Genomic DNA, 26,645 nt, shown 5'->3' with positions numbered 1-26,645 from the left:
ATGGCCACCGTGAGAGAGCGCATCGACGCCGACCTCAAGGACGCGATGCGGTCGAAGAACGAGCTGCACACCAGCGTCCTGCGGATGCTCAAGAGCGCCATCAAGTACAAGGAAGTGGAGCCCGGCGCCTCCGGCCCCCTCGACGAGGGCGCCATCCTTCAGGTCATCGGCACCCTCATCAAGCAGCGCCGCGACTCCGTCGAGCAGTACAAGACGGGCGGCCGCCCCGAGCTGGCCGAGAAGGAGGAGCAGGAGATCTCCGTCCTCCAGAACTACCTGCCCAAGCAGCTGTCCGCCGACGAGCTGCGCGCCGAGGTCCAGGCCGCCATCACCCAGGCGGGCGCCAAGAGCGCCAAGGACATGGGTGCGGTGATGAAGCTCCTCACGCCCAAGCTCCAGGGCCGGGCCGAGGGCCGCGCCATCTCCGAGGAAGTGAAGAACCAGCTGTCCAAGCTGTCCTGACGTTTCCGGCCTCGAATGGCGGCGGGCGGGTTCTTGAGAACTTGCCCGGCCGCTGATCGGCCATTAAGGGTATTCCGGTTGACTTCCCGCCCAGGTTCCGGGCGGCCCTCGAAGCGCCGGAAATGGCCCTCCCTCTGCATACCCCCGACCCGAGCCGGACCTACATCGGCCCTCCTGCCCCGGGGGTCCGTGCCCCCTGTGTCAGGGGTGCGCCCCATACTCGTCCGCTGGAGCTGGCGCGCGGGCCATGTCGGTCCGGCCTCGCCGGGCGGAGGGGGTGGCTGTGATCCCCGAGCACAAGATCCAGGAGGTCCTCGAGCGGGTGGACCTGGTGAACCTCGTCTCGCGCTACGTCGAGCTGAAGAAGGCCGGCCGCGAGTTCAAGGGCCGCTGCCCGTTCCACCAGGAGAAGACGCCCTCCTTCTATGTCGTCCCGGAGAAGCGCTTCTATTTCTGCCACGGCTGCCGGGCCAGTGGCGACGCCGTGTCCTTCGTCCAGCGCTACCTGGGAAAAACCTTCATCGACGCGGTGAGGGACCTGGCCCGCGAGGTGGGGGTGGACCTGGAGGCGGCGCAGGACCCGGGCGCCCGGGAGCGGCAGCAGCTCAAGGACGTGACCGACCAGGCGGCCGAGCACTTCCGGACACTCCTGTGGGAGGAGGAGGGCCGCCGCGCCCGCGAGTACCTCGCCAGCCGCGGCATCTCCGAGGAGACCGCCCGCGCCTTCGGGCTGGGCTGGGCCCCGGCCGCGTGGACCTCGCTGGCGGACCGGCTGGCCAAGGTGGGGATGATCGACTGGGGCCTCAACGCGGGCCTCATCTCCAAGCGTCAGAAGGGCGACGGCTACTACGACTTCTTCCGCAGCCGCCTCATCATCCCCATCCGCGCCCCGGAGGGCCGTCCCATCGCCTTCGGCGGCCGGCTGGTGGACGCGGAGGAGGGCCCCAAGTACCTCAACTCCCGCGAGTCCCGGCTCTACAACAAGAGCGAGACCCTCTTCGGCATGGACCAGGCGCGCGATGAGATCCGCCGCCGCAAGGCCGCCGTCCTCGTGGAGGGCTACTTCGACTGCATCGCGCTGCACCAGGAGGGGGTGAAGCACACGGTGGCGCTGTGCTCCACCGCCCTTACCCCCGGCCACCTCAAGGTGCTCGGCCGTGCCGAGGCCCGGGAGCTCTTCCTGCTGCTGGACGGAGACCAGGCGGGCCTCGCCGCCGTGGAGCGCCTGGCCGGCCCCCTGCTCGCCGCGGGAGCGGCCGCCAAGGTGGCCCTGCTGCCCCAGGGGGACGATCCGGACACCTTCATCCGCCGCGAGGGCGCCACGGGCCTGGAGCGGCTGCTCGCCGAGGCCCGTCCCCTCACCCACCACGTCTTCCTCACCGTCCTGCCCCAGGGGAAGGAGGCCTCCTTCGAGGAGAAGATGGCCGCGTTGGAGCGGCTCAAGCCCGTGTCGGCCCAGCTGCCGGTGGGGCTGGTGCGCTCGGCCTTCTTCACCGCGCTGAGCGCCTGGTGCGGCCTGCCCGCCGCCGAGCTGGAGGCCACGCTGCGCGGCAAGGCGCCTCCCCAGGTGAAGCCCGTTCCCAAGCCCGGCCAGGAGGCGTCCTCCCAGGCGGGCCGGCCCAATGGACAGCCTGCCCGGGGAGCGGCCCCCACGGCCCCCCGCCCGCCTCCCGTGAAGCCCCCGGACGCGCTGGAGGCCATGTACGTGGCCGCCGCCCTGCGCGAGCCCCGGCTGGTGGCCCGCGATACCTTCCGCGTCTGCGACGAGCTGGCCCACCCTGGCCTGCGCCTGGCGCTCGCCCAGGCCACCTCCGGCATCGGCGTCGAGGACGCCCTCTTCGAGGCCCACGACACCGTCAAACGGGCCCTGGAGGCCGCCTGGCGCCAGCTGCCGGAAGGCGGCTCGGCCCTCGAGCATACGTTCCTGCTCGTCTGCCGGAACCTCATCCTCCGCCGTATCCGCGAGCAGTTGTCCTACATCGAGCGCGCCACCCGCCAGACGGTGGGCGCACATGACCTGTCCGAGGAGACCCGGCGCCTCCTGGCACAGCGGATCGAGTTGCTCGCATTGAAGAAAAGGGTGGAAGAGGAAATCCGCCCGCCTCCCCCGGGAACAAAGGCACCGATGCAACCGGTTTGAGTTCGCGTTTGTAAGAATCCTCCACTTTGCGATAGATCGGCCGGCTCGCTCCAGGCCAGGTCCCTGTTTTTCCAAGGAGAAGTACCCGAATGCCGACGCAGAAGCCCTCCTCGAAGGTGGCCGTCAAGCCCAAGAAGAAGGTGGCCCCGGAGATCCGCAAGAAGAAGAAGCCGGAGGACGCCGCGGCCAAGGGTACCGAGACCGCCGACGCCAACGCCCTGTCCGCCAAGAAGGCCGACAAGAGCGAGAAGGCCGCCGCCGCGGAGAAGGCCACCGAGACGCTCAAGAAGCGCAAGGCCGTGACGCAGGTGGATGACGGTGACGTCGATCCCGAGGAGGCCGCGGAGGAGGCGGCCGCCGCCGTCGAGGTCGATCCGGACGCCGTGGAGGACGAGGTGGATGAGGAGCCCATCGCCGACCGCAAGGAGGTCAAGGACCTCCTGGCCGCTGGCCGCGAGAAGGGCTTCCTCACCTACGACGAGGTCAATGACGCCCTGCCCGCGGACATCGTGTCGTCGGATCAGATCGACGACGTGATGAGCATGTTCGGCGACAACGACATCGAGATCGTCGACGCCCAGAAGGCCGCGCAGAGCACGGAGATCAAGCCCACGGTCGCGGTGGAGGAAGAGCGCGCCGAGGCCGAGGAGGACGAGAAGGACGAGGACGACGAGCCGGGTGGCAAGTCGAACGATCCTGTGCGCCTCTACCTGCGCAAGATGGGCAGCGTGAGCCTCCTCACCCGCGAGGGCGAGGTGGAGATCGCCAAGCGCATCGAGGAGGGCGAGAAGGAAGTGCTGCGCGCGCTGCTGGCGTGCCGCGTGGCGATGGTGGAGATCCTCGACATCGGCAACAAGCTGAAGAACGGCAAGCTGCGGGTGCGCGACGTCATCAAGGACGCGCCCGAGGAGGCCCAGGGCGAGGGTGAGGGCGAGGCCGAGGTGGAGGCCACGGAGGAGGGCGCCGAGGGCGAGGCCCAGCCGCAGCAGCTGGCGCAGAGCGAGCTGAACAAGATCGAGCAGATCAACAAGCAGATCGAGCGCATCCGCAAGTTCGCCAAGGACTGCGAGGCGCTGGACGCGGAGCTGCTCGGCAAGAAGAAGCTCACCGAGGTGAAGAAGAAGGAGCTCAAGCAGGAGGTGAAGGATCTCCGGACCAAGATGATGGAGGTCCTGGAGGAGATGCGGCTGAACAAGAAGCAGGTGGACCGCATCGTCGCCAACCTCAAGGGGCTCATCGAGCGGGTGGAGAAGGCGGAGGCGGAGCTGCGCGAGCTGGAGCGCCGCTACGGGGTGCCGCTGGAGCAGATGCGCGAGCTGCTGCGCGAGGCCAAGGAGGATCCCGAGGCCATGAAGAAGGCGCAGCGCAAGCTCAACGTGACCAGCGAGCAGCTGGACGCGCTGGAGCGCGACGTGCGCACCGCGACGCGCAACATCAAGCGCGTGGAGGAGGAGGCCAACCTCGAGGTGGACGAGCTGCGGCGCAACTACGAGGCCATCCGCCTGGGTGAGCGCCGCGCCGAGCGCGCCAAGACGGAGCTGGTCGAGGCCAACCTGCGCCTCGTGGTGTCCATCGCGAAGAAGTACACGAACCGCGGCCTGCAGTTCCTGGATCTGATCCAGGAGGGCAACATCGGCCTGATGAAGGCGGTGGACAAGTTCGAGTACAAGCGTGGCTACAAGTTCTCGACGTACGCCACGTGGTGGATCCGCCAGGCGATCACCCGCGCGATCGCGGATCAGGCGCGCACCATCCGCATCCCGGTGCACATGATCGAGACGATCAACAAGCTCATCCGCACGAGCCGCTACCTGGTGCAGGAGATCGGCCGCGAGCCGACGCCGGAGGAGATCGCGGAGAAGATGGAGCTGCCGCTCGACAAGGTGCGCAAGGTGCTGAAGATCGCCAAGGAGCCGATCTCCCTGGAGACGCCGATTGGCGAGGAAGAGGACAGCCACCTGGGCGACTTCATCGAGGACAAGAGCCTGGTGTCGCCGTCGGACGCGGTGATCAACATGAACCTGGCCGAGCAGACTCGGAAGGTGCTGGCCACGCTGACGCCGCGTGAGGAGAAGGTGCTGAGGATGCGCTTCGGCATCGGAGAGAAGAGCGACCACACGTTGGAAGAGGTGGGCCAGGACTTCGAGGTGACGCGCGAGCGCATCCGGCAGATCGAGGCCAAGGCGCTGCGCAAGCTGCGGCACCCGAGCCGCTCGAAGCGTCTGCGCTCCTTCGTGGAGAGCTGAGCCCCCCTCCTCCCTCTCCCTGCGGGAGAGGGTCGGGGTGAGGGTACCCGTCCCAGGAGGTCGCTCCGTGTCATGGGGCGGCTGAAGTAAGAAGAAGCCCCCGTTCCCACCGAGGATCGGGGGCTTTTTCCGTGTAAGCCCCCTCTCCCTCTGGGAGAGGGCTGGGGTGAGGGTCTACGCCGTGGGAGGTCCGATGCCGACGAAGCGGAAGACAGCGCCGAGGACGGGGAAGGAACGAAAACCGGAGCCTCCCCCACCCTTTCCCGAGGCGGTGCGCCGGGCGGTGCGAGCCATTCCGCGAGGGGAGGTGCGCTCCTACGCGCAGGTAGCGCTCTACGCGGGCAGGCCCGGAGCAGCGCGAGGAGTGGGGAGGGAGCTGAAGACGCTGGAGAACGTGCCCTGGTGGAGGGTCATCCGCTCGAACGGGACGCTGGCACCAAGCGTAGCCGTGGAACAGTCCCGGCGGCTGAAGGCCGAGGGCGTGGGCATGGAAGGAGAGGGCACGCGCTGGCGAGTGAAGCGCTGAGCAGGCCGGGCACGCGCCCCCCTTGCGCGCGAGCGGGGTGCGCGATACTTCCCGGGTTGGTACGGCGCCTCGGCGCCGTCCATGGGTGGCATGGGGGCCCTTAGCTCAGCGGTCAGAGCTGTCGGCTCATAACCGATTGGTCCCTGGTTCGAATCCAGGAGGGCCCATTCCCCTTAACCCCGCACAGCGCCTCGGGAATCTCCCAGGAGGCGTCTGCGCGTTGAGCCGCCCCCGCCGAGTTCCGCACCACCGGCGCACCATGCGGGCCGCCCACCGCCAGCGGGAGCACCTCGGCAAGGGGTTCCTCGGCTGGCTGGAAACTGAGCTGCTCCAGGCCCGCGCGCATGTCGTCAACGTCGAGATGTCCGTAGACCCCCGCCGTGATGGTGGGCGAGGAGTGCCCGAGGATGCGCTGCACCACCGCCAGCGGCACCCGTGCCTTGAGGAGCAGTGTGGCCGTGGTGTGCCGCAGGTCGTGGAAGCGGATGGTGCGCGGCTTGGGCGAGGGCCAGAGCGTGTAGCCACAGCCCGTCTTGGAGCAGCGGCGCACCTCGGAGGAAGCCGAGTGCTCGACGTGCCCGCAGCGGCGGCACTTGTGGGCCCACCCCTCGACAAGCTGGGCCCGGTTCAACGCCGAGCGGAGCAACGCGGCAAGGTCCACGTTCGGGGAGTGCATCGAGCCATCCGGGCGGGGGAACACCAGCCCCGAGGGGCTCTCTCGCATCGCATGGACGAGATAGGGCCTCAATTCGTGGTGGATGGGGACGACGCGAGCCCGCCCGCTCTTCGTGGTGCCCGCCTCCCAACTCCGCGTGACGAGGATTTCCCCCTGCTCAAGGTCCACGTCCACCTTCTGGAGGGCCACGAGTTCGTCCCGCCGCATCCCCGTATAGACGGCAGTGGCGAAGAGGCACCGCCACTCGGTGGGCACTTGGGCGAGCACCGGCCCCACCTCCTCGGCCTTGAGGTAGAACGGCACGCGCTTGGGCACCTTGCGCCGGGGCACGGCATCCGCAGGGTTGGCGCCCATCCAAAGCCCGCGCTGGATGGCCTTGGAGAAGATGGTCTGTGCGAAACCCTGGAGGTTGTTGAGCGACTTGGGCGTGAGCGCGTCCGCAGCGGCCGAGAGCGCCTCATCGATGCGGGCCGCTGTCACCTCGGGAAGAGCCAGCGCACTCAGGCGGGGGCGGAGGTGCTTCTCAGCCGCGCGCCGGTCTCCCTGCGAGCGGAGCTGTCCGGCGAAGTTCTGCGCGTACCAGGAGCGCCGCGAAAGCGATGCAGCCGCCGCCCCTCGCCCGGCCGTGCGCCCGTGAACCGGCAGGCGCGTTGCGCGTGCCGCTCTCGTTGCTGGCATGAACGCTCCCAGGCGTTCCCCCAGGCTGAGAAGGTGCGGGCCGCCAGACCTGGGAACCTGGCTGGCCGGCCAGCCGTGCCCGCAAGAACAGCCGTAGCAAGGGGGGAACGGGGTGACAAGCAAAGCGCCCGCTCCCGCCCCGTGAGGTCTGGAGGGCGCGGGAGGGCCGCCAGCGGCGCCGTAGCGGGCGCCCGGGGGTTGTGTCCCGGTCCTTCCGGACGGTGCCCTCCAGGCGCTTCAACTCGTCGGGCTTGGGCGGGCGTCCTGCGGTGAGTCCAGATGTGGGCATGGGTGGGCTCCGAAAAGGGACTAGGATTTTGACGGCGCGAGAAATTGACTGGGGCGCGGTCGCAAGGCTGAGGGTCCATAGGTCTCGAAGGCCCCCCTGGGGTGTCCTCCCCAGAGCCCGCGCCGCAGCCGCGCCAGGGGCCTCCGTGGACCCTCCTACGCCGCGCCCTTCCCTGCCCCTCGCCCGTGGCCGTTCGTCGCGCCTGGGCCCGCTCAGCGCGTCAGGGCGCCGCCGTGGGCCCTCCACGCCGCGCGGCTCGCAGGAAGCCGAGCGGGAGGCTGTGGGGGTTCTGCTCTGTCCGCCAGAACGACAAGGGCACGAACCGGCGTGTATGAGAATTTGACGGGATCGAGCCCCGGCGTATCTCCGGGTTTGGAGCGCTGCAACGCCGCGCTACAGGAGGATCGAATGAGCCAAGGGTTGGAGGTCGTTGAGGAGTTTACGTTTCGCAACGGGACCCGCTCGTACACCACCGCCAACGCGGTCATTGACATCGGCGCGCAGCAAACGTGCATTACGCAGGCGGTCGTCGACGAGCTTGAACTCGACCCGTGCGGCACAATCGACGTGTCGAGTCCAGGGTACGAACCGACGGCCCGCGACGTATACCGGTGCCTCGTCGCCTGGACGATGTACGAGGAGCAGGGGTTTAAGTCGACCCTCGATGTGATCTGTATCCCGGACGCAGAGGAGGTGCTGATTGGATTCGACTTCTTGCGCGCTCACGAGTTGTCCGTGGACATTCAGAACCGGGGACTAGTTGGGACCGCACCGGAAGGCGCAGTGCCCCTGACGGGAGGTGGGTACGCGCTCAACATCCCGCGCTCGTATCTGCTCAAGCTCAACGGCGAAAGGGCCAACGCTGCGAAGCCGGGGTCCATCCTACGACCACATCCCGCGTGGCGATTCACGGTGCCTGCCATCATCAAAAAGTAGCGCTAGGAGAACATCCGGTGCCCCGCTGGGCCTCTTTCGGGGCCTCGGGGCTCCGGGGTCTCGGGTTAGCGGCTCGGGTCTCCGGGGCTCCTGGGCGCCTTCCCGTGGGTCCGCTCCGGCGCCCCGTGCTCGGTCTAAGGCGGCTCTCCTCCGCCGCCTCCCGGGTTCTTCAAGGCAGCCCGGTGGATCAAGTTCCCTGTTCTTCCTCGGGGAACAGGTCGCGCAAAGGGACCTTGTAGGCCACGGATGCGGCTACCAGGGTAGCCACCGTGGGATTCGCGGTGCCTCCCTCTATGCGCGGCATCGACTTGGGGTGAACCCCGATCATCTCGGCGGCCTGCTCCTGAGTAAGCCCCCGCTCTTCCCGAAGTTCTCGGAGTCGCTTCCCGAGGCGCTTTAGCTCCCGCTTGATAAGGGGAGCCAAGTCCTTCCGTGTCCGAACTTCGGAAGGTCCGTGGGAGTGAGGTGACTTGCGAGGGGCGGCAGGCACGAGGCGACATTGGCCGGGTCAACTCACAAGTTACACAACTCGTATGTTTCCGACCTTATTGGGCGGCTACGGCCGCATTAGCCCACAGGTCATGTAACTGACGAGTTACACCACATACGAGTTACCATGTCTGCCGGCCCAATCGACGAAAGGACGGCCTGCATGACCGAAGAGACCGAGGTAAGGAGCCAGGAACCGAGGGCGGTTAGCCTCGACCTGGAGCTATCCACCCTGGCAAGTGCCACACGGGGAGCGGAGATCCTCGCGGACTACCAGACCCGCAAGGGCTTCATGGATGATGAGACGGAGGCGAATGCCCCCGTATGCATCCTCTCCATACTCTCCCTGGTGAGGGGACGCTTCGAGCAAGTGCGTCGGGTGATTCGTGGAGAGGAGGACCCAGAGCACATCTGGGGGCCTCACAACGCGATCACCCTCCCCGAGTCACTGGACGACGTTGACGGGGATATCGTCCTGTTCCCGTGGAGCGCCCGTGGGATGCCTCTGGTGCTTGCCCGTCCCTCGGCCTGGGGGGTCGAAGCGAAGGAGCGGAAGGAGCGGAAGGAGCGGAAGGCGATGATCCTGGAGGAACGGATGGCGAGGAATGGGAGGGGGTCCAAGAGACGAAAGGCGAGGGAACCGGCCCCGGAGTCCCCCAGCGCTCAGGGTGAGGAGTCGAAGGAACCCCCGCCCGCCGCTCCCTAGTCCTCCGTAGGTAGCTTTGATGTTCGGCCGATGGGGCGCGCGGGGATACTCCACCGCTCCGCCCTTCGGCCGAGCCCCGTTGCACCCTTCCCGACAGCCCGCCTACCGTCACGGCATGCGGCGGAATCGTGTGACGGAGGGGTGGTTCTGATGCCGAAGAAAGCTCAGAAAATTCACACGAAGAACGGATTCGAGTACCGCTGCGATCGCTGGTGGGAAGAAGTCACATGGTACTTCCGGCCGACGGACCGCGAACTTTGGGCCCATTGCTCGTTGAGCGCCACGAGGAGGACTCTGAAGGAGGATGTCGAGAAGCTCCTCGCAGACCCGAAGCAGGCGCTTGAGAACTACGACCGGGATATCGCGCGGAGTGCCGACGTTGCAGAGGCCGAGAAGCACCTTGAGCGCTGCAAACAGGCGCACGAGTACTACCAGAGCGACGCCTTCGATCCGGGCGGCCGACGTAACAATCCGGGAGCGGTTCGGCGCGATCTCGCCCGTGCGGCCGATAGCGGCGACGCAATCAAACGCGCAGAGCAGGCGCTCGAATCGGCCAAGCGGATTCGGGCGATCCTTGAGGCGGGCAACCGCCGACAAGCTTGAAAGGTTCCGGTTCCGCCTACAGGGGCGGGAACCGGGAACCATCGGACGCGCATCGACGCTGTACCGGGCGAGGAAGACGCCTTTTCCTCATTCCGGAGGCGCCTCAGGCTCCGACGCCTCAGGCTCCGACGCCTCAAGATCTGTAAGGGCCTCGGCTATCGACTCATCGCGCTCCATGTTGATGTACTGCTTCCTCACGATGCTCGTGATCGAATGCGCGATAGTTGGGGTGGAGAACCACGCTAGCGCCAGTGACTGCTCGGCAACACGGCCGAAGAGCACGACCTTCGTGTACCTCTTCTCATTGATGAGTTCTGCGAGCCACCGGCTGCACGCTTCGACCGCGCCGATCTTCGGCGTTAGGTCACGTCCGTTCGCATTCTGGCCAGGGTAGCAGTTGACCGCCTCCGCGATGTCGAAGTCTTCACGACGCTTTCCGGCGTTCGCCAGCGCAGTGTCGAATCTCTGGCCTGCAGAGCGGCTCTCCTGCGACGACAGCACCCTGCCGTCGCTCCACTCGTTGATGCCAGGAGCCTGAAACAGCAGCAGCGTCTCCGAGCCGTGAACCTCAGCGCTCAGAGGAACGTGGGCCCGACCACTCCTGGGACTGGGGACCAGCCCTTGGCGGGGGTGGTAGGGGCAGTTGCGGCATGTGTCGCTTTCCAGGTTCGGCATGATGGCGGCTCCCGCTGTCGTGCCTCAAGACGCTCCGCTGTCGGAGACAATGTGTCAATACAGGCGCGGCAATGCGCCGCCGGAGCCAAGAGGTTGAGAGCCGAACCAGGGATAGGACGTTGGAACCCTCTTTGCTCCTCAGCGCCGCCCCCGGGCGATGAACGCATCCAGGGACGCGGCCGGGATGCGGATGGAGCGCCCGACCCACACCCGCTCCAGTTCCCCACGTTCGAGGAGCGCGTAGACGGTGGCCCGGCAGACGGCTAGCTCTTCCGCCACCTCGCGCACCGTGAGCATCGGCGGGCCCACCGGCCGCACCACGTTCCGCACCACCGGCGCACCACGGCCAGTCGAAGCCGTGGGAGCAGTGCCAACCGGCACCGTCCCTGCCCCTTGCGGAACCCCAGCCCTTTCCGCAGGTTGCGAGCCGGTGACAGGGGCGGCGAACCCCTGCTAACCCGCTCCCTCCCGGCTCATAACCGATTGGTCCCTGGTTCGAATCCAGGAGGGCCCACTCCCCTTCCCCTGCTCAAGCCTTGGCCTGGTCGTCGCGGACCTTCTCGTCGCGCCCGTGGACGGCCGCGGGCGGGCTGGTGGCCTCCACGGCGGTGAAGGACTCGAGAATCTTGTACGTGTGGCTGGCGCCCCTGGGCACGAGCCACGAGTCGCCCGGGTTGAGCAGCAGCACCTGTCCCTCGAGGTGCAGCTCGGCGCGGCCCTTGATGACGTAGCCGACGGTCTCGTAATCGCGCGCGGTGGGGGGCAGCGGCTCGGCGGGCTGCTCGTTCTCCCACAGGCGCATGGAGACGCGGATGCCTCCGGCCAGGTACTTCTGCCCCATCTGCCCCCTGGGTGAATGCTGGGAGTCGACCTTCTTCACGCTGGTGTCGCCCATCTCGTCTCCTTCGCGGACGTTGGCGGTTGGCCTTTGCCGGACAAGGTAAGGAGCGACAGACGAGACGAACCCCGCAATGACACGCCCGCTCCCCCCTCGAAGAGAAGAGCGGGCGCGAAGGACACGGCCCGGGGGGCCGTGGCTCGAAGGCTCAGGCAGGACGAACGTTCTGCGCCTGCAAGCCCTTGGGGCCGCGCGTCACCTCGTATTGCACCTTCTGACCCTCGGCCAGGGAGCGGAAGCCATCCATGTTGATGGCGGTGTGGTGGCAGAACACGTCCTCGCCACCGTCGTCCGGCGCGATGAAGCCGAAGCCCTTCGCGTCGTTGAACCACTTCACGGTACCAGTTGCCATACTCTTTCCTGCTTTCTGCGTTCTGCTTCTACGGACTGCTGAACAGACACCCCGGACCTTGGGGTGCCAGGGTGAGGTAACGGTCCCCGCACCTCCCCCATTCCCTACCGGTCTTCCCGCACCGGCCTTCACACTTCTTCATAAGTACTGGGCGCCCGCTTCACACCCCCCCCGTACCTTCTGCACCAACCGATGGATGCCGGGCCGCTGACTGCCCGGCCGCTCACGGAAGGAGCAGCACCATGTTCGGATTCGTTGTCGGTACCGCCTGCCTGGCTGGCCTCTTCTACACCCTGCGCGGCAACCGCCGCTGGGGCCACCACCACCACGAAGGCCGCTGGAGCTGGCGCGGCCGGATGCGCTGGCTCTTCGAGCGCCTGGACACCTCGCCCGGCCAGGAGAAGGTCCTCGTCCAGGCCGCGGATGATCTCACCGAGGCCTTCGAGAAGATGCGGGACGAGATGAGTGCCACGCGCGCCGCCATCGCCCGCTCGCTGCGGGGCGAGGCCTTCGATGGCGCCGCCCTGCGCGAGCTGGACGCGAAGCACGACGAGCTCATCGACAACCTGCGCAAGACGCTGCGCGCCTCACTGTCGAAGACGCACGAGGCGCTGGATGCGAAGCAGCGGCGCGAGCTGGCGGACCTCATCGAGCACGGCTGGGGTCACGGCTACCGCCGCCATGGCTACGGAGGCGGCTGCGGCGGCTGGCGCGGCGCCCGGTCCTACTGAGCCGTCCAGAACCCCGGAACCCCGAAAGGAACACACCATGCGCCGCCGCGCCCTCATCGTCCTGCTCGCCATTGGAACCCTCGCTGGATACTCGTCCGGCTTCGCCAGCCTCTATCGCTGGCACCGCTACGGCCACGGCCGTGGCCACGGCTGGTCCTGCCACCACCACGGACACTCCCAGGCCCAGGCCCCCGTCACCGGCACTCCGGGCGAGCCCGGCCCGCGTTAGAGTCGAAGCACGCCCATGGCCACCCGCGTCCTCCTCATCGACGATGACACCCGGATGTACGAGCTGCTCGCGCAGTACCTCGGGCAGCACGGCATCACCGTCACCCATGCACCCGATGGAGGACGCGGACTGGCCGCGCTGGAGGCCAACACCTACGACGCCGTGCTGCTGGACGTGATGATGCCGGGCATGGACGGGCTGGAGGTGTGCCGGCGCATCCGCGCGAAGAGCACCCTGCCCATCCTCATGCTCACCGCGCGCGGCGACGAGACGGACCGCGTGGTGGGACTGGAGCTCGGCGCGGATGACTACCTGGCCAAGCCCTTCAGCCCGAGAGAGCTGCTCGCGCGCCTGAGGGCCGTGCTGCGGCGCGCCCAACCCGCGTCCGTGGCCGAGAAGCTGGAGTCCAGCGGCGTCTCCATCGACGTATCGGCCCGCGAGGTGCGCGTGGGCGGCCGGCTGGTGGAGCTCACCGGGCTCGAGTTCGACATGCTGGTGGCCCTGGTACGGCGGGCGGGGCGCGTCATTCCCCGCGACGCGCTGCTCGGCGAGGCCGGCCGGAGCGACACCGTGGTGGGCGAGCGCACCGTGGACGTGCACATCTCCCACCTGCGGCAGAAGCTGGGCGACGAGGGCTCACGCCTCATCAAGACGGTGCGCGGCGTGGGCTACCTCTTCGCCAAAGAGGGCCCATGAGACGGCACTCGCGCTTCCACCCGGGCCATCCGCCTCACGGGCATGGGGGCTGGGCCCGGCGGCGAGGGCCCATGAGCCGGCTGGGCTGGTTCATCCGGGCCCACCTGCGCCGGCGGCTCTTCGTCTGGTTCGGCGTGTCCATCTTCATCACCGTCCTGGTGGTGGGCACGGTGATGAGCGTGATGGGCGGCCTGATGGGCGGCTCCCCCTGGCATCAAGAGACGGAGCGCGTGCGCACCTTCGTCAGCCACCAGCTCGCCGCGGTGTGGGACGAGCCCGCGCGCCGGGACGCGCTCGTCCGGTCGGTCACCCGGGACCTGGGCTTCGACGTGGAGCTGCGAGATGCCTCCGGGGCCCTGCTGGTGCGCACCGGCGGGCCCTGCTCCCCCCACTCGGAGCTCACCGTGCCGGTGGAGCGCGAGGGCGTGAAGCTCGGCACGGCGAAGGCCTGCTACGGACGCTTCCGGCCCCGGCAACCCTGGCGGGGGCCCATGGTGCTGCTGCTGGCCGGAGCCACGCTGTGGATGGCCACGGGGTGGCTCGCCCGGCAGCTGTCACGCCCGCTGGACACACTGGCACGGGCCGCACAGGAGCTCGGTGAGGGCAAGCTGGACGCGCGCGTGCAGTTGGGCCGGCACGCCACCGGGGAGATGTCCGTGCTGGCCGAGGCCTTCAACGAGATGGCCTCTCGCATCGAGCGGCAGATGGCGGACCAGCGCGAGCTGCTGGCGGCGGTGTCACACGAGCTGCGCACGCCGCTGGCGCGCCTGCGCGTCCTGGTGGAGCTGATGCGCGACGCCGGAGGCCCGGAGCGCACGGCGGACCAGATGGAGCGCGAGGTGGTGGAGCTGGACGCCCTGGTGGGCGAGCTGCTGGCGAGCTCGCGGCTGGACTTCGGGCAGCTGAGCGCTCGCGAGTTGGATGGGAAGGACCTGGCGGTGCGGGCGCTGGAGCGGATGGGGCAGCCGGTGGAGACGCTGACGGTGGAGGTGGCCGACGCGAAGCTGGTGGGGGACGCCACGCTGCTGGGGCGGGCACTGGCCAACCTGCTGGACAACGCACGCAAGCACGGACAAGGCGCCGAGACCCTGCGGCTGCTCGAGCGCGACGGACGACTGGCCTTCTGCGTGGATGACCGGGGCCCGGGGCTGCTGCCCGGCGAGGAGACGCGCATCTTCGAGCCCTTCTACCGGAAGGATCGGGGCGGAGAGGCGCGAGAGGCGGGCTCGCTGGGACTGGGGCTGGCGCTGGTGCAGCGGATTGCCCGGGCGCACGGTGGCGACACCTTCGCGGAGAACCGACCGGGAGGAGGAGCCCGGGTGGGCTTCACCCTGCGGAGAGAGGGGCCCTCGTCCCAAACGTAAGGGAGAGGGTTCCAAACCAACCACCCTCTCCCTCTGGGAGAGGGCCGGGGTGAGGGTATCCGTCCCCTACTTCATGCCCCCGGTGGCGGAGCCCTTCGCCTGCGCGGTCGCCGCGAACTCGAAGGAGACAGAGGTGGCCTCGCCCTCCTTCACGGACACCTCGGCGGTCCGGGTGCCGAGCGTCTCGTGCCAGGCCTCGAGGGTGTAGCTGCCGGCGGGCAGGTGCTCGATGGAGAAGGAGCCATCGGCGCCGGAGGTAGCGAAGTACGGATTGGTATTCACCACCACCCAGGAGACCATCCACGGGTGGATGTCGCACTTGAGGCGGACCACCTCGGCCTCGGCGGGCAGGTTGCGCTCCACGGCCTTGCCGTTGGGGGGCTGGGCCACATTGAAGAGGGTCTTCGCCCCGGCGAGCGCGCGCGCGTTGTGCAGCGTGCCATCGCTGTTCTTGATGAGGATGGGCTGACCGGCGGCGACGCCCTGCACGCGCGGCAGGTAGGTGCACTGCTGCTGGTCGATGATCGCGGGCTTCGCCGGACGCGAGCGGGGCACCAGGCCGCGCACGCGCACGAGCACGTTGCCCAGCTTGCCGTCCTTCACCTGGAGGGACTGGTCCGTCAGCGCCATGCCCTGACAGGCGGGATCCTCGCTGGGCGCGACCGGGGCCGCCGCGGGAGGCATGCCCTTGAAGGAGACGGTGCCTCGGACGGTGCCACCACCGACCTCGGGGGCGGGAGCCTCCGCGGGGGCCTCGGCCTTCTTCACCGCGGCCGGAGCCGGAGCGGAGGGCGGGGGGGTGGACGCCCGGCCGGTGACCGGCGCGGACTGCTCTTCCTTGCAGGCCGGAAGGGCGGCGAGCCCCACGGCACCGAGCACCGTGACGCCCAGCATACGCAGCTTCATGTGAACTCTCCCTCGTGGCGCCCCCACGTACCGGCTCGGGTGCGGGCTGCCTGATGTACTGGGTCTTCCTGTCGTAGCAGAAGAGAGGACCCGGAAGTCAACGCAGGACAAACCATCCCATCATTCACGGCGGCTGACGCTGAAGGCGGCCAGCGCCAGGAAGACGGTGGCGAAGGCGAGCAGCACCGGAACCTCGAGACCCGCGCCGGAGGAGGCGGTCCCCACGGCGAGTGAAGCCTCGGCGCCGTAGAGTGCGCGCCGGATGCCTTCCACGGAGAAGCGCATGGGGTTGAGGCGCATCACCCAGGCGAGCAGCGGCCCGGCCCCCTTGAGGGGGAACATCGCGCCGGAGAGCACCCACATGGGCAACAGGACGATGCTCATCACCGCGTGGTAGCCGGCGGTGGAGCGAACCCACCAGGCGAGCGCGATGCCCATGCCGGTGAGGCCCAGGGCGGACAGCACCATCACCCCCAACAGCAGCGGCACGTCCAGGGTGGCGGCCTTCACGCCAGCCATGGGGGCGAAGAGGAGGAAGAGCGAGGCCTGCAGCAGCGCGATGGCCGAGGAGCCCAGCGCCTTGCCCAGCACCACCGCCAGGCGGGAGCCCGGCCCGGCGAGGACGGACTGGAGGAAGCCCTCGCGCCGGTCCTCGATGACGGAGATGGTGGCGAAGATGGCGCTGAAGAGCACCACCATGGTGACGACACCGGGGAAGGAGAAGCGCTGGTAGTCCATGCCCTGGGCGCCCTCCACGCGGAAGGAGCCGGCGAAGCCCGCGCCGATGACGAACCAGAAGAGGATGGGCTGGGCGAGCGCCCCGACGATGCGGCTGGGCTGACGGAAGAAGCGCACCACGTCGCGCGCCAGCAGCACGCGCACGGTGGACCACTGGAGCGCCAGCGCGCTCGGGGCTCTGGCCTCCGCGCCGGAGTCCCGTCGGATGTCCAGCTCCGGCCCGGACGGCCCTGTCTCGGGCACCTCGGAGCCGGGAGCGGTGGTGGCGTGGGCATTCATCAATGACGACTCCTGCGGCGAGCGGGCTCGGCGGCGGGCTGGTCCGCCCCGAGCACGCGGCCGGTGAGTTGGAGGAACACGTCCGCGAGCGTGGGACGGCGCAAGGACACGGAGGCGAGCCGGCCGGCCGGGAAGGCCTCCACCAGCCGGGGGACCAGGGCGTGCCCCTGCTCCACCTCCACCTGCACCCGGCCCTCCACCACACGGGCCTCCAGGCCCAACCGGGTGCGCAGCTCGGCCGCGAGGGCCTCGGGCTCCCGGGCCTCCAGGGTGAGGATGTCCCCGCCCACCCGGGAGGCCAGCGCCGCCGGGGTGTCGGTGGCCACCAGCCGGCCGGAGTCCAGCACCGCGAGCCGGTCGCACATCTCCGCCTCGTCGGCGCGATGCGTGGTGAGCAGCACGGTGAGGCCCTCGGCGTCACGCAGGGCGCGCAGGTGCGCCCAGAAGGAGCGGAAGGAGGCCTCGTCGAGCCCCTGGGTGGGCTCGTCCATGAGGACGATGCTCGGCTGGTGCACCAGGGCGCGCGCCAGCTCCAACCGCCGGCGCATGCCTCCGGACCAGGTGGAGACCCGCTCGTCCCCGCGCTCCTCGAGGCCGATGAGGCGCAGCATCTGCTCCACGCGCTCGCGGGCCCACGCGCCCGTCAGCCCATACAGCCGGGCACCGAGCATCAGGTTCTCCCGCGCGCTCATCAGGTCATCCAGGCTGCTGCGCTGGAAGATGATGCCCATGCGCTGGCGCAGGGCCGGATCGTTGAGCGACAGGGGCCGCCCCTCGAACAGCACGCGCCCGGCATCCGGGGCGAGCAGTCCGGCGAGCAGCTGGAAGGTGGTGGACTTCCCGGCGCCGTTGGGGCCGAGCAGGCCGACGATCTCCCCCGCCCGCACCGAGAGGCTCAACCCATCCAGCGCCACCCGCTGCTTGAAGCGCCGGGTGAGACCGTCGAGCTGGAGCAGGGGCGCCGCGGAGCGGCCAGGCGCCGGAGAGAGGGCCTTCAGGGCCGTGGACATCCTCGAATCAACCGTGTCCCCCGCTGTCGAGCATCAGCGCGGCGAAGAGGCCGGCCAGGTACAGCAGGCTGAACAGGAACGTCTGGCGGGCCCAGGTCCTTCCCAGCCTCCGGAAGAGCCCCATGGCCCCCAGCCCGAGGAACGACAGGCCCAGCACCACCGCGGCCGACAGGTACCAGCCTCCGGCGATGCGCAGCTGGAAGGGCAGCAGCGTCATGGGCACCAGCGCCACCAGGTAGAGGACGATCTGCAGGCGGCTGGAGTCATCGCCCCGCTCGAGCGGCACGGACTTGAGGCCGGCCGCCGCGTACTCGTCCTTGCGGAACAGGGCGATGGCGATGAAGTGGGGGATCTGCCACAGGAAGAGGATGGCGAAGAGGACGTAGCCGCCCGCGTCGATCTGCCCCGTCACGGCCGTCCACCCCATGAGCGGAGGGAGCGCGCCGGGCACCGCGCCCACCAGCATGGCGGTCGAGGTGCGCGGCTTGAGGGGCGTGTACATGAGCACGTAGCTGATGAGTGCCAGTAGCCCCAGCCCGGCGGTGAGCAGGTTGGCGCCCAGGGCGAGCGCGGGCAGGGACACGGCCGCCAGCAGCAGGCCGAAGCCCAGCGCCATCGCCGGCTCCATGCGGCCCGAGGGCAGCGGGCGGTTGCGGGTGCGCGCCATGAAGCGGTCGCTGTGGCGCTCCCAGTAACAGTTGAGCGCGTTGGCGGCGCCCACCGTGCCGGAGGTGGCCAGCAGCGTCACCAGGATGCGGCTCACCGTCAGCTCACCCGGGGCCAGCCACATGCCGCCCGCGGTGGTGGCGATGACCAGGCCCGACAGCCTGGGCTTGGTGAGGGACAGCAGATCCGAAGCGATGTTCGACTGGCTCACGGCTCGCGCGCTCACGCGGACTCCCCTGCTGGAAAACGCCATTCCCCTTACACAGAGGGGCGGCCCACATCAAGCAAACGGGCGCGGGATGAAGACCATCCCCGCGCCCGTCGACATCAGTCCCGCTTGTGGGAAGCGGGAGCCCGGCTCACAGCGCCTGGGCCTGGGCCACGAACTCGCCCTTGGGCTCGCGCTTGATGTACTCCTGCGCCAGCAGCTTGGCCTTGGCGGCCTGCTTCTTGTCCTTGGCGAGGAACGCCGCGTAGTGGAAGTAGGCCGGAGCGTACTCCTCGTCCGCGTTGAGCGCCTTCTGGTACGTCTCGTCGGCCTTGGCGGTGTCGCCCTTGCCCTCGAAGACGCGCGCCAGCTCGAGCAGCGTCGTGGCGGCCCGGTCCGGCTGGCCGATGAACTCGGTGGCCGCCTTCTCCAGCGACTCCTGCGCCTTCGTCCACTCCGAGCGCTGGCGGTAGATGGTGCCGATGGCCAGACGGGCCTCCGGGTTCTTGGCGTTGGCGTCCTTCACCGCGCGCTCGTACGTCTTGAGCGCGTCGTCCAGCTTGTTCTGCCGGCGGTAGGCGTCACCCAGCATGGTGAGCAGCTTGGGGCTGTCACCCATGGTCTTGATGGCGGTGGCGAGCGCCTCGGAGGCCTCCTTCTCGCCGCCCGGCTTGCCCATGAGGGCCTTGGCCAGCTCGACGTAGAACTGGGCGCGGGTGGGGTCGATCTTGATGGCCTTGCGGATCTCCGTGGCGGCCTGGTCGAACTGGTTCTCCAGGAGCAGCCGGCGGCCCTTGATGAGCGACAGCTCGGGGCTGAGCTTGTCCAGGGTGAAGCCGGTGTCCTCGGCCTTGATCAGCTCCTGACGCGCCTTCTCCTTGTCGGTGGGCACGCCGGTGACCTCGGAGATCTTCGCCTGCTCCTCGGGCTTGAACTTGTCCATGCCCGCGGACACGCGGGAGATGAGCAGCGAGCGCGCCAGGTAGGCCGCCGCGAGCTGACGGGGCGACGGAGGCGGCTGGGCCTCCAGCAGCTTCTTCACCATGACGGCCGCCAGCTCGTAGTTGGGCGAGTCCTGCTCCAGCATCAGCAGGGACTTGCCGAGCAGCGACTCGGGGTGGTCCTTCTCGTAGCGCAGGGCGAAGTCGTAGTTCTTCCAGGCGGTGCCGTCCTGGCCGAGCCGGCGGTACACCGCGCCGAGCGCGGCGTAGATGCGCGGATCATCCGGGGACAGGCCCTGGGCCTTCTCCAGGTTGTCCTTGGCGCGCTCCATGTCGCCCGCGTTCATCTGGATGAGGCCGAGCGTCAGGTACAGCAGCGAGCTGCGCTTGCCCTGCTCGTCGAAGGACTTCACGCGCTGCTCGAGCTCGGTGAGAGCCTCCTTGCCCTTGCCACCGTACGTCTTGACGAGCGCCTCGGCGGCGTAGAGGTGCGAGCTGATCTCCCCGCTCTTCTTGGCGGAGACCAGGTGATCCTCGGCGCGGCGCTTGGCCTCGTCGCCGCCGCCGTGCTCACCCCAGCGGATGGCGTAGGCGTAGGCCAGGTAGCCGTGCGCGGCGGTGGAGTCGGCGTCGACCTCGAGCGCCTTGTCGGCGGCCTCGCAGGCCTTCTTGTAGGAGTCGAAGGAGTCGTGCTTGAGCTGCTCGGTGGCGGCCTCGAGCTGCTTCTTGATCTCCCGGTTGCGCTGAGCGGCCATGCGACCCTGGACGAAGAAGCCACCCAGGATGACGGGCAGGGCGACCAGCAGGCCGAGCGTGACGTACTTGCTCGCACCGGAGCCGGACTTGCGCGGCTTGCGGGGCGCGTCATCGTCGTCGTCGGTGTCGACGTCGTCATCGACCACCGCCGCACGGGCCACCGGGCGCGCGGGCTGCGAGCGCTTGGGACGCGGCGCCTCCTCCTCGTCCTCGGCCGCGTGCTTGCGGGAGGGCGCGGGAGCCGGCGCGGCCACCGGAGCGGCGGCCACGGGCGCGGGCGCCGGAGCGGCGGCCACCGGAGCGGGAGCCGCTACGGGAGCGGGAGCCGCCACGGGCGCGGGCGCGGCCACCACGGGTGCTGGCGCGGGCGCGGCGGCCACGGGGGCCGGCACCGCGTACTGCTGCATCGCCGCCAGCGTGTCGGCATCGGCCGGATCCGCCTCGTACGCCTTGAGGAGGTTGGCCTTGCCCGCGTCGGCCTCGCCGGTCTTGAGTTGGAGCACACCGGCCATGCGCAGCGAGGCCTTGTCGGTGGGCTGGACCTGGAGGGCGCCGAGCACCTCTTCCAGGGCCTTCTTGTCCTTGCCCTGCTCGGAGTAGACGCGGGCGAGGAGGAGGCGGGGATCGGCACGATTGGGGTGAGCCTTCACCCCTTTCTTGCAGACGACCATCGCTTCCATGAAACGGCCCATGGCCAGATAGGCCTCGGCCAGTGGCTTGTAGGCTTCAGATGAGGGGTCGGAAGCGAACGAGTGCTCCAGCTTCGCAAGCTCGGCCGGGCTCAACGTCTTCGATGATGGAGTAGACATTCCGAAAGGGGCGCCTGTGGAGGGGGTTCTTATGACACCCCGAGTTGCCGCGCGTCAATCGCACAAGAGGGCCGGAAGATTCCCGGCTTGACACGTGGAATAGGGTCCTGTAATTGCCCGTTCGTCTTTCGGCGGCGAGAAACCGCGTCGCCGGTAGGACACCCAATGTGGGGGTGTAGCTCAGTTGGGAGAGCGTCGCGTTCGCAATGCGAAGGTCGTCGGTTCGATCCCGTCCACCTCCACCATGAAGTGAGAAGGGCCTCACTGGAAACAGTGAGGCCCTTTTCATTTGGGCTTCGAGTTCGTTGAAAAGCTCCGGCGCTCTGTTATCCGGGGCCGATGACCGAACAGCCCTCGCTTTCGTTCTTCGCCCGTTTCTGGCTCGCGTTCGTGTGCTTCTGGCGGATCTGGTTCAACCCGCCGTTCGCGCAGGCCGTACTGCCCGTGCGCGAGGCCGACAAGGCTGGCCTGCTGCCGGCCGGAGCCACGCCCGCCGAGCTGCCGAACAAGGCAGAGCCGGTGGAGAAGCAACCGCCCGCTCCGCCGCCCCCCGAGCGGGAGCACGCCTCGGCCCTGCAGGTGCTCGCCATGCTCCAGCGGGAGGGGCGCCTCATCGACTTCCTCCAGGAGGACGTGGCCGCCTTCCCGGACGCGGACGTGGGCGCCGCGGCCCGCATCGTCCACGAGGGGTGCCGCAAGGTGCTGCGCCAGTACCTCACCCTGGAGCCGGTGCTGCCCCAGTCCGAGGGTGACGCGGTGAACGTGCCCGCCGGCTTCGACGCCCAGCGCATCCGCCTCACCGGCAACGTGGCGGGCCAGCCTCCCTACAACGGCGCGCTGAAGCACCACGGCTGGGTGACCACGGCCGTGAAATTCCCGTCCACCAGTCCGGCGATGGACCCTCGGGTCCTCGCGCCCGCTGAAGTCGAGCTGCCCTGACACCAGATTGAGCCCATATGGCCCGATACGCGATTGGAATCGATCTCGGCACCACGCACTCCGCGGTCTCCTACTTCAACCTGGAGGAGGCCAGGCCCCGGGGCGCCGCGCAGTCGATGCTGCCCATCCCGCAGCTGACGGCGCCCGGCACGGTGGAGGCCCGGCCGCTGCTCCCCTCCTTCCTCTACCTGCCGAGCGGCCAGGAGTTCCCCCAGGGCAGCCTCGCGCTGCCGTGGAACCCGGCGGCGACCAGCATCGCGGGTGAGTTCGCCCGCGCGCACGGCGCCAAGGTGCCCACCCGGCTGGTGTCCTCGGCGAAGAGCTGGCTGAGCCACCCGGGCGTGGACCGGCGCGCCGCCCTGCTGCCCTGGCAGGCGCCCGAGGAGGTGCAGCGCGTCTCGCCGGTGGAGGCCTCCACCCGCTACCTGCGCCACCTGCGCGAGGCGTGGGACCACACCTTCGCCCGGACGAAGGAGGACGCGGGCAACGCCATGGCCTCTCAGGACGTCATCATCACCGTCCCGGCCTCGTTCGACGCCGCCGCGCGCGACCTGACGCTCGAGGCCGCCCGGGCCGCGGGTTTGGAGAACATCATCCTCCTGGAGGAGCCGCAGGCGGCGCTCTACGCGTGGCTGGAGGCGCAGGGCGAGGCGTTCCGCAAGCGGGTGAAGGTGGGCGAGGTCATCCTCGTGGTGGACGTGGGCGGTGGTACCACGGACTTCTCGCTCATCACCGTGAGGGACAGGGCGGGCGACGTGGAGCTCACGCGCGTGGCGGTGGGCGACCACATCCTCCTGGGCGGCGACAACATGGACCTGGCGCTGGCGCACACGCTCAACCAGCGCCTCACCGCCGAGGGCAAGAAGCTGGACGCCTGGCAGTTCAACGCCCTCACCTACGGCTGCCGCATGGCCAAGGAGACCCTGTACGCGGACCCGGCCATGGCGAAGGCACCCATCGCCATTCCGGGCCGGGGCTCGTCGCTCATCGGCGGCACGCTGCGCACGGAGCTGGCCCGCGAGGACCTGGACCGTGTCCTCACCGATGGCTTCTTCCCGCCCTCCCCCGCCACGGAGTTGCCGCGCATGGCCCGGCGCACGGGCCTCGCGCAGATGGCGCTGCCGTACGCCCAGGACCCGGCGGTGACGAGGCACCTGGCCGCCTTCCTCACCCGTCAGGCGCAGGCGCTGGCCAACTCGCCGGACTCGCCGGTGGACGTGGGCGGCAAGTCCTTCATCCACCCCACCGCCGTGCTCTTCAACGGTGGCGTCTTCAAGGCGGGCCCGCTCAAGGCCCGGGTGATGGAGGTGCTCAACTCGTGGCTCACCGCGGATGGTGGCCAGCCGGCCCAGGAGCTGTCGGGCGCGGACCTGGACCTGTCCGTGGCACGCGGCGCGGCCTACTACGGCTGGGTGCGGCAGGGCCACGGCCTGCGCATCCGCGGCGGCACGGCGCGCGCCTACTACGTGGGCGTGGAGACGGCGATGCCCGCGGTGCCCGGCATGGAGCCCCCCGTGAAGGCCCTGTGCGTGGCCCCCTTCGGCATGGAGGAGGGCACCCAGGCGGACGTGCCTCCGCAGGAGTTCGGCCTCGTCACCGGCGAGCCCACCAGCTTCCGCTTCTTCGCCTCGTCCGTGCGGCGCGACGACAAGGTGGGAGTCATGGTGGACGACGTGGACGGCGACGAGTTCGAGGAGCTCGCCCCCATCGAGACGACGCTCCCGGGCACGCCCACGCCCTTCGGGGACCTCACACCCGTCAACCTCCAGGCGGCCGTCACCGAGGTGGGCACGCTGGAGCTGCGCTGCCTGCAGAAGGACGGCCCCGGGAAGTGGAAGCTGGAGCTCAACGTCCGCATGAAGGAGTAGAAGGGGCCCGCGGCCAGGGAGGGCCGCACGCACGCCTATGCACATCGTCGGCATCGACCTCGGAACCACCCATTGCGCCGTCGCCTCGGTGGACCCCTCGAAGGGGCCCGCCGCACCCGTGGAGGACTTCCCCGTCCCCCAGCTGGTGCGCCAGGGCGAGGTGAGCCCGCGCTCGCTGCTGCCCTCGTGCGTCTACGTGCCCGCCGGACATGAGCTCGCCGCCGGGTCGCTCCGCCTCCCCTGGGGCGAGAGCGGCCCGCACGTGGTGGGCGAGCTCGCCCGCTGGCAGGGCGCCCGGGTGCCGGGCCGGGTGGTGACGTCGGCGAAGAGCTGGCTGTGCCACCCGGGCGTGGACCGCTCGGCGCCCATCCTCCCGTGGGGCGCTCCGGCGGACGTGGCGAAGGTGTCCCCGGTGGAGGCGAGCGCCCTGCTCCTCCAGCACATGGCCCAGGCGTGGAACCACGCCCACCCGGACGCGCCGCTCGCCCAGCAGGAGGTGGTCATCACCGTGCCCGCCTCCTTCGACGAGGCGGCGCGAGCCCTCACGGTGAGTGCCGCGCGCAAGGCGGGCCTGGAAAAGTTCACCCTCCTGGAGGAGCCGCAGGCGGCCTTCTACGACTACACGGCGCGCCACCGGAAGGACCTGGCGAAGTCGCTGGAGACGGTGCGGCTGGTGCTGGTGGTGGACGTGGGCGGCGGCACCACGGACTTCACCCTGGTGCACGCGGGCGTGTCCCCCGAGGGCCCCATGCTGCGGCGGCTCGCGGTGGGCGAGCACCTGATGCTCGGCGGCGACAACATGGACGCCGCGCTGGCCAGGCGCGTGGAGGAGAAGCTCTTCCCGGATGGCAACCGGCGCCTGTCCGCCACGCAGTGGACGCAGGCCATCCAGGCCGCCCGCACCGCCAAGGAGGCGCTGCTGGGCTCCAGCCCGCCCGAGCGCTACGGCGTGTCACTGGTGGCCGAGGGCAGCCGGCTGCTGGGAGGTTCGCTGTCCACGGAGCTGACGCGCGAGGAGGCGGAGGCCATCGTCATGGATGGCTTCTTCCCGCGCTCGGGCTCGAACGAGCGTCCGCGACGCGTGTCGCGCATGGCGCTCCAGGAGCTGGGGCTCCCGTACGCGCAGGACGCGGCCATCACCCGTCACCTGGCGGCCTTCCTCGCGCAGCACGCGGCGGCGGGCTTCGCGGCGCTCGGGGAGACGGCGCCCGCGGAAGGTGCCCTGCCCCGCCCGGACGCCATCCTGCTCAATGGCGGTGTCTTCAACTCGCCCCAGCTGTCCGAGCGGCTGGTGGAGGCGGTGAGCGCCTGGTGGCCGGGAGCCCCGCGCATCCGGCTGCTGAAGCACGAGTCACTGGAGCTGGCGGTGGCGCGCGGCGCGGCCTACTACGGGCTGGTGCGGCGCGGGCACGGCCTGCGCATCGGCGGTGGCGCGGCGCGGGCGTACTACGTGTCCCTGCAACGGGCGGCGGACAGCGCGGAGCAGCCGGTGCTGTGCCTCATCCCGCGAGGCTTCGAGGAGGGCAACCAGGTCGACATCGGCGAGCGCTCCTTCACGCTCACGCTGGGGCGCCCGGTGCAGTTCACGCTGCACTCCACCACGAGCGACCGCATCGACAAGCCGGGCGACGTGGTGGCGCTGACGGAGGACCTGAAGCCGCTGCCGCCGATCCACACGGTGCTCAAGGGGACTTCGGGGAAGACGGCGGAGGTGCCGGTGCACCTGCAGGCGGGGCTCACGGAGATCGGCACGCTGGAGCTCTTCGCCGTGTCGAACGTGGCGGACGAGCGCTGGCGGTTGGAGTTCGAGCTGCGGGGCACGGGTGGCGAGCGCGAGCTGACCGTCACCGAGTCCATGCCCGCGCGCTTCGCCGAGGCGAAGGAGAACGTCGAGCGGGTGTACGGGAACAAGCCGCTGCCCATTGGTCCAAAGGACGTGAAGCAGCTGTCGCGCACGCTGGAGAAGGTGCTGGGCCCGAAGGAGACGTGGCGGGTGCCGGTGCTGCGCGAGCTGTGGAGCTCCCTGTTCGCGGGAGCGTCGAAGCGGCGCCGCACGGCGGACCACGAGCGCGTCTTCTACAGCCTGACGGGCTTCACGCTGCGGCCGGGCTTCGGCTACCCGCTGGACCACTGGCGGGCGGAGCAGACGTTCTCGCTGTTCGACCCGCTGGTGCAGCACCACACCGAGAAGTCGGTCTGGATCGAGTTCTGGGTGATGTGGCGGCGGATGGCGGGCGGACTGAGCGAGGCGCAGCAGCGCAAGCTGTACGACTACCTGAAGCCGCACCTGGCGCGGAGGGTGCCGCCGGAGACGTCGCAGCCGCAGACGAAGCAGAAGGGCATCCAGCCCGAGGGCCTGGACGAGATGGTGCGCACGGCGGCCTCGCTGGAGCACATCGCGCCGGAGGACAAGGCGGAGCTGGGGGGCTGGGTGGCGGCACGGCTGAAGGCGGAGAACAAGAGCGGCGGCCCCTGGGCATGGGCGCTGGGACGGCTGGGCGCGCGGGTGCCGCTGTACGGCAGCGGCCACAAGGTGGTGGACGTGGAGGTGGCGGAGTCCTGGCTGTCCCTGCTGCTGGAGCTGGGCCTCGAGCGCATCGACGGGGCGCAGTTCGCGGCGGCGCAGCTCGCGCGGCTCACGGGAGACCGGACGCGGGACATCAGCCCCGAGCTGCGAGCCAGGGCCGCCCAGGCGCTGCGCAAGTCGAAGGCGTCCGACACCTGGGTACGGATGGTGACGGAAGTGGTGGCGCTCGAGGCCGCGGATGAAGCACGGGCCCTGGGCGACACGCTCCCGGCGGGCCTGCGCCTGTAGACCCCTCCGTACGG

The 26,645-nt window shown here is 69.5% G+C and carries 24 protein-coding genes, 2 tRNA genes and 1 pseudogene; 16 read left to right on the top strand and 11 right to left on the bottom strand.

What is annotated here, in order from left to right; translation table 11 throughout:
* The 5 genes from NR810_RS22990 (at position 1) to NR810_RS22970 (ending at position 5,541) form a co-directional block, all read left to right on the top strand.
* Positions 1–462 carry a GatB/YqeY domain-containing protein gene (locus NR810_RS22990; protein ID WP_257455416.1) on the top strand — a complete coding sequence of 154 codons (462 nt, stop codon included), beginning with the start codon at positions 1–3 and terminating at the stop codon, positions 460–462.
* Positions 463–709: 247 nt separating this feature from the next.
* Entirely contained in the window at positions 710–2,602 is a 1,893-nt protein-coding gene (gene dnaG / locus NR810_RS22985) for a DNA primase (protein WP_257455415.1), read from the top strand.
* An 89-nt stretch (positions 2,603–2,691) separates the two neighbouring features.
* Positions 2,692–4,848 carry an RNA polymerase sigma factor RpoD gene (gene rpoD, locus NR810_RS22980; RefSeq protein WP_257455414.1) on the top strand — a complete coding sequence of 719 codons (2,157 nt, stop codon included), beginning with the start codon at positions 2,692–2,694 and terminating at the stop codon, positions 4,846–4,848.
* 193 nt (positions 4,849–5,041) lie between these two features.
* Positions 5,042–5,374, top strand: coding sequence for an MGMT family protein (locus NR810_RS22975; protein ID WP_257455413.1), 333 nt, complete (start codon positions 5,042–5,044; stop codon positions 5,372–5,374).
* Positions 5,375–5,468: 94 nt separating this feature from the next.
* A tRNA-Ile gene (locus NR810_RS22970) sits at positions 5,469–5,541 on the top strand.
* Between the two features lie 248 nt (positions 5,542–5,789).
* Here NR810_RS22970 and NR810_RS52835 read toward each other — a convergent pair.
* Positions 5,790–6,257, bottom strand: a pseudogene (locus NR810_RS52835) (tyrosine-type recombinase/integrase); the annotation flags it as partial.
* A gap of 1,168 nt (positions 6,258–7,425) precedes the next feature.
* Between NR810_RS52835 and NR810_RS22965 the strand changes: the two are divergent.
* The gene (locus tag NR810_RS22965) at positions 7,426–7,953 is read left to right on the top strand and encodes a hypothetical protein (RefSeq protein WP_257455411.1); all 528 of its coding nucleotides are present in this window, start codon (positions 7,426–7,428) and stop codon (positions 7,951–7,953) included.
* 187 nt (positions 7,954–8,140) lie between these two features.
* On the opposite strand, the gene NR810_RS52830 is transcribed toward NR810_RS22965, so the two are convergent.
* Positions 8,141–8,443, bottom strand: a complete 303-nt coding sequence (locus NR810_RS52830; protein WP_407653820.1) for a helix-turn-helix transcriptional regulator — start codon at positions 8,441–8,443, stop codon at positions 8,141–8,143.
* A gap of 162 nt (positions 8,444–8,605) precedes the next feature.
* On the opposite strand from NR810_RS52830, the gene NR810_RS22960 reads away from it, so the two are divergent.
* Entirely contained in the window at positions 8,606–9,148 is a 543-nt protein-coding gene (locus tag NR810_RS22960; RefSeq protein ID WP_257455410.1) for a hypothetical protein, read from the top strand.
* A 150-nt stretch (positions 9,149–9,298) separates the two neighbouring features.
* Entirely contained in the window at positions 9,299–9,751 is a 453-nt protein-coding gene (locus NR810_RS22955) for a hypothetical protein (protein ID WP_257455409.1), read from the top strand.
* 87 nt (positions 9,752–9,838) lie between these two features.
* Here the strand turns inward: NR810_RS22955 and NR810_RS22950 are convergent, their stop codons facing one another.
* The 4 genes from NR810_RS22950 to NR810_RS22935 form a co-directional block, all read right to left on the bottom strand.
* Positions 9,839–10,426, bottom strand: coding sequence for a uracil-DNA glycosylase family protein (locus NR810_RS22950; RefSeq protein ID WP_257455408.1), 588 nt, complete (start codon positions 10,424–10,426; stop codon positions 9,839–9,841).
* A gap of 138 nt (positions 10,427–10,564) precedes the next feature.
* Entirely contained in the window at positions 10,565–10,756 is a 192-nt protein-coding gene (locus NR810_RS22945) for a helix-turn-helix domain-containing protein (protein WP_257455407.1), read from the bottom strand.
* 199 nt (positions 10,757–10,955) lie between these two features.
* A complete protein-coding gene (locus NR810_RS22940; RefSeq protein ID WP_257455406.1) occupies positions 10,956–11,321 on the bottom strand; it encodes a cupin domain-containing protein in 366 nt (121 codons plus the stop codon).
* A gap of 151 nt (positions 11,322–11,472) precedes the next feature.
* Complete coding sequence (locus tag NR810_RS22935; protein ID WP_204220550.1) at positions 11,473–11,676, bottom strand: cold-shock protein; 204 nt, start codon at positions 11,674–11,676, stop codon at positions 11,473–11,475.
* Positions 11,677–11,918: 242 nt separating this feature from the next.
* Here NR810_RS22935 and NR810_RS22930 point away from each other — a divergent pair, with 242 nt between their 5' ends.
* From NR810_RS22930 to NR810_RS22915, 4 genes are read left to right on the top strand one after another with little or no spacing between them, the layout of a single operon-like run.
* Positions 11,919–12,407: a periplasmic heavy metal sensor gene (locus NR810_RS22930; RefSeq protein WP_257455405.1), complete on the top strand. Its 489-nt coding sequence runs from the start codon at positions 11,919–11,921 to the stop codon at positions 12,405–12,407.
* 37 nt (positions 12,408–12,444) lie between these two features.
* Positions 12,445–12,636: a hypothetical protein gene (locus tag NR810_RS22925; RefSeq protein WP_257455404.1), complete on the top strand. Its 192-nt coding sequence runs from the start codon at positions 12,445–12,447 to the stop codon at positions 12,634–12,636.
* Positions 12,637–12,651: 15 nt separating this feature from the next.
* Positions 12,652–13,332, top strand: coding sequence for a response regulator transcription factor (locus tag NR810_RS22920; protein WP_257455402.1), 681 nt, complete (start codon positions 12,652–12,654; stop codon positions 13,330–13,332).
* Positions 13,329–14,696, top strand: a complete 1,368-nt coding sequence (locus NR810_RS22915; RefSeq protein WP_407653819.1) for a sensor histidine kinase — start codon at positions 13,329–13,331, stop codon at positions 14,694–14,696. Before NR810_RS22920 ends, NR810_RS22915 begins: the two co-directional genes overlap by 4 nt.
* 66 nt (positions 14,697–14,762) lie before the next feature.
* Here the strand turns inward: NR810_RS22915 and NR810_RS22910 are convergent, their stop codons facing one another.
* The 5 genes from NR810_RS22910 to NR810_RS22890 form a co-directional block, all read right to left on the bottom strand.
* Positions 14,763–15,602, bottom strand: coding sequence for a carboxypeptidase regulatory-like domain-containing protein (locus tag NR810_RS22910; protein ID WP_257455401.1), 840 nt, complete (start codon positions 15,600–15,602; stop codon positions 14,763–14,765).
* A gap of 120 nt (positions 15,603–15,722) precedes the next feature.
* A complete protein-coding gene (locus tag NR810_RS22905) occupies positions 15,723–16,619 on the bottom strand; it encodes an ABC transporter permease (RefSeq protein WP_257455399.1) in 897 nt (298 codons plus the stop codon).
* On the bottom strand, positions 16,619–17,629 hold the full coding sequence (locus NR810_RS22900) for an ABC transporter ATP-binding protein (protein ID WP_257455398.1): 1,011 nt from the start codon (positions 17,627–17,629) through the stop codon (positions 16,619–16,621). The genes NR810_RS22905 and NR810_RS22900 overlap by 1 nt, the downstream gene beginning before the upstream one ends.
* 7 nt (positions 17,630–17,636) lie before the next feature.
* The gene (cyoE, locus tag NR810_RS22895) at positions 17,637–18,521 is read right to left on the bottom strand and encodes a heme o synthase (protein WP_257455397.1); all 885 of its coding nucleotides are present in this window, start codon (positions 18,519–18,521) and stop codon (positions 17,637–17,639) included.
* A 133-nt stretch (positions 18,522–18,654) separates the two neighbouring features.
* A complete protein-coding gene (locus tag NR810_RS22890) occupies positions 18,655–21,009 on the bottom strand; it encodes a tetratricopeptide repeat protein (RefSeq protein WP_257455395.1) in 2,355 nt (784 codons plus the stop codon).
* Positions 21,010–21,178: 169 nt separating this feature from the next.
* Between NR810_RS22890 and NR810_RS22885 the strand changes: the two genes are divergently transcribed.
* The 4 genes from NR810_RS22885 (at position 21,179) to NR810_RS22870 (ending at position 26,631) form a co-directional block, all read left to right on the top strand.
* Positions 21,179–21,254, top strand: a tRNA-Ala gene (locus NR810_RS22885).
* 94 nt (positions 21,255–21,348) lie between these two features.
* Positions 21,349–21,948, top strand: coding sequence for a DUF2760 domain-containing protein (locus tag NR810_RS22880; protein WP_257455393.1), 600 nt, complete (start codon positions 21,349–21,351; stop codon positions 21,946–21,948).
* Positions 21,949–21,965: 17 nt separating this feature from the next.
* Positions 21,966–23,816 (top strand): Hsp70 family protein, encoded by a 1,851-nt coding sequence (locus NR810_RS22875; RefSeq protein WP_257455391.1) that lies wholly within the window; start codon positions 21,966–21,968, stop codon positions 23,814–23,816.
* Positions 23,817–23,853: 37 nt separating this feature from the next.
* Entirely contained in the window at positions 23,854–26,631 is a 2,778-nt protein-coding gene (locus NR810_RS22870) for an Hsp70 family protein (RefSeq protein ID WP_257455390.1), read from the top strand.
* Positions 26,632–26,645: the final 14 nt, after the last annotated feature.

Origin of the sequence: Archangium lipolyticum, from assembly GCF_024623785.1 — a bacterium.
Lineage (GTDB): Bacteria > Myxococcota > Myxococcia > Myxococcales > Myxococcaceae > Archangium > Archangium lipolyticum.
This window is presented reverse-complemented; position numbering and strand designations above follow the sequence as displayed.

Bases quoted from the DNA above. Each gene is read 5' to 3' on its own strand.
- rpoD (WP_257455414.1), top strand. From the start codon at position 2,692: ATGCCGACGCAGAAGCCCTCCTCGAAGGTGGCCGTCAAGCCCAAGAAG.
- NR810_RS22905 (WP_257455399.1), bottom strand. From the start codon at position 16,619: ATGAATGCCCACGCCACCACCGCTCCCGGCTCCGAGGTGCCCGAGACA.
- NR810_RS22960 (WP_257455410.1), top strand. From the start codon at position 8,606: ATGACCGAAGAGACCGAGGTAAGGAGCCAGGAACCGAGGGCGGTTAGC.
- NR810_RS22940 (WP_257455406.1), bottom strand. From the start codon at position 11,321: ATGGGCGACACCAGCGTGAAGAAGGTCGACTCCCAGCATTCACCCAGG.
- NR810_RS22910 (WP_257455401.1), bottom strand. From the start codon at position 15,602: ATGAAGCTGCGTATGCTGGGCGTCACGGTGCTCGGTGCCGTGGGGCTC.
- NR810_RS22990 (WP_257455416.1), top strand. From the start codon at position 1: ATGGCCACCGTGAGAGAGCGCATCGACGCCGACCTCAAGGACGCGATG.
- NR810_RS22870 (WP_257455390.1), top strand. From the start codon at position 23,854: ATGCACATCGTCGGCATCGACCTCGGAACCACCCATTGCGCCGTCGCC.
- NR810_RS22890 (WP_257455395.1), bottom strand. From the start codon at position 21,009: ATGTCTACTCCATCATCGAAGACGTTGAGCCCGGCCGAGCTTGCGAAG.
- NR810_RS22935 (WP_204220550.1), bottom strand. From the start codon at position 11,676: ATGGCAACTGGTACCGTGAAGTGGTTCAACGACGCGAAGGGCTTCGGC.
- NR810_RS22915 (WP_407653819.1), top strand. From the start codon at position 13,329: ATGAGACGGCACTCGCGCTTCCACCCGGGCCATCCGCCTCACGGGCAT.
- NR810_RS22955 (WP_257455409.1), top strand. From the start codon at position 9,299: ATGCCGAAGAAAGCTCAGAAAATTCACACGAAGAACGGATTCGAGTAC.
- NR810_RS22975 (WP_257455413.1), top strand. From the start codon at position 5,042: ATGCCGACGAAGCGGAAGACAGCGCCGAGGACGGGGAAGGAACGAAAA.
- NR810_RS22880 (WP_257455393.1), top strand. From the start codon at position 21,349: ATGACCGAACAGCCCTCGCTTTCGTTCTTCGCCCGTTTCTGGCTCGCG.
- dnaG (WP_257455415.1), top strand. From the start codon at position 710: ATGTCGGTCCGGCCTCGCCGGGCGGAGGGGGTGGCTGTGATCCCCGAG.
- NR810_RS22920 (WP_257455402.1), top strand. From the start codon at position 12,652: ATGGCCACCCGCGTCCTCCTCATCGACGATGACACCCGGATGTACGAG.
- NR810_RS22900 (WP_257455398.1), bottom strand. From the start codon at position 17,629: ATGTCCACGGCCCTGAAGGCCCTCTCTCCGGCGCCTGGCCGCTCCGCG.
- NR810_RS22965 (WP_257455411.1), top strand. From the start codon at position 7,426: ATGAGCCAAGGGTTGGAGGTCGTTGAGGAGTTTACGTTTCGCAACGGG.
- NR810_RS22875 (WP_257455391.1), top strand. From the start codon at position 21,966: ATGGCCCGATACGCGATTGGAATCGATCTCGGCACCACGCACTCCGCG.
- NR810_RS22925 (WP_257455404.1), top strand. From the start codon at position 12,445: ATGCGCCGCCGCGCCCTCATCGTCCTGCTCGCCATTGGAACCCTCGCT.
- NR810_RS22930 (WP_257455405.1), top strand. From the start codon at position 11,919: ATGTTCGGATTCGTTGTCGGTACCGCCTGCCTGGCTGGCCTCTTCTAC.
- NR810_RS22950 (WP_257455408.1), bottom strand. From the start codon at position 10,426: ATGCCGAACCTGGAAAGCGACACATGCCGCAACTGCCCCTACCACCCC.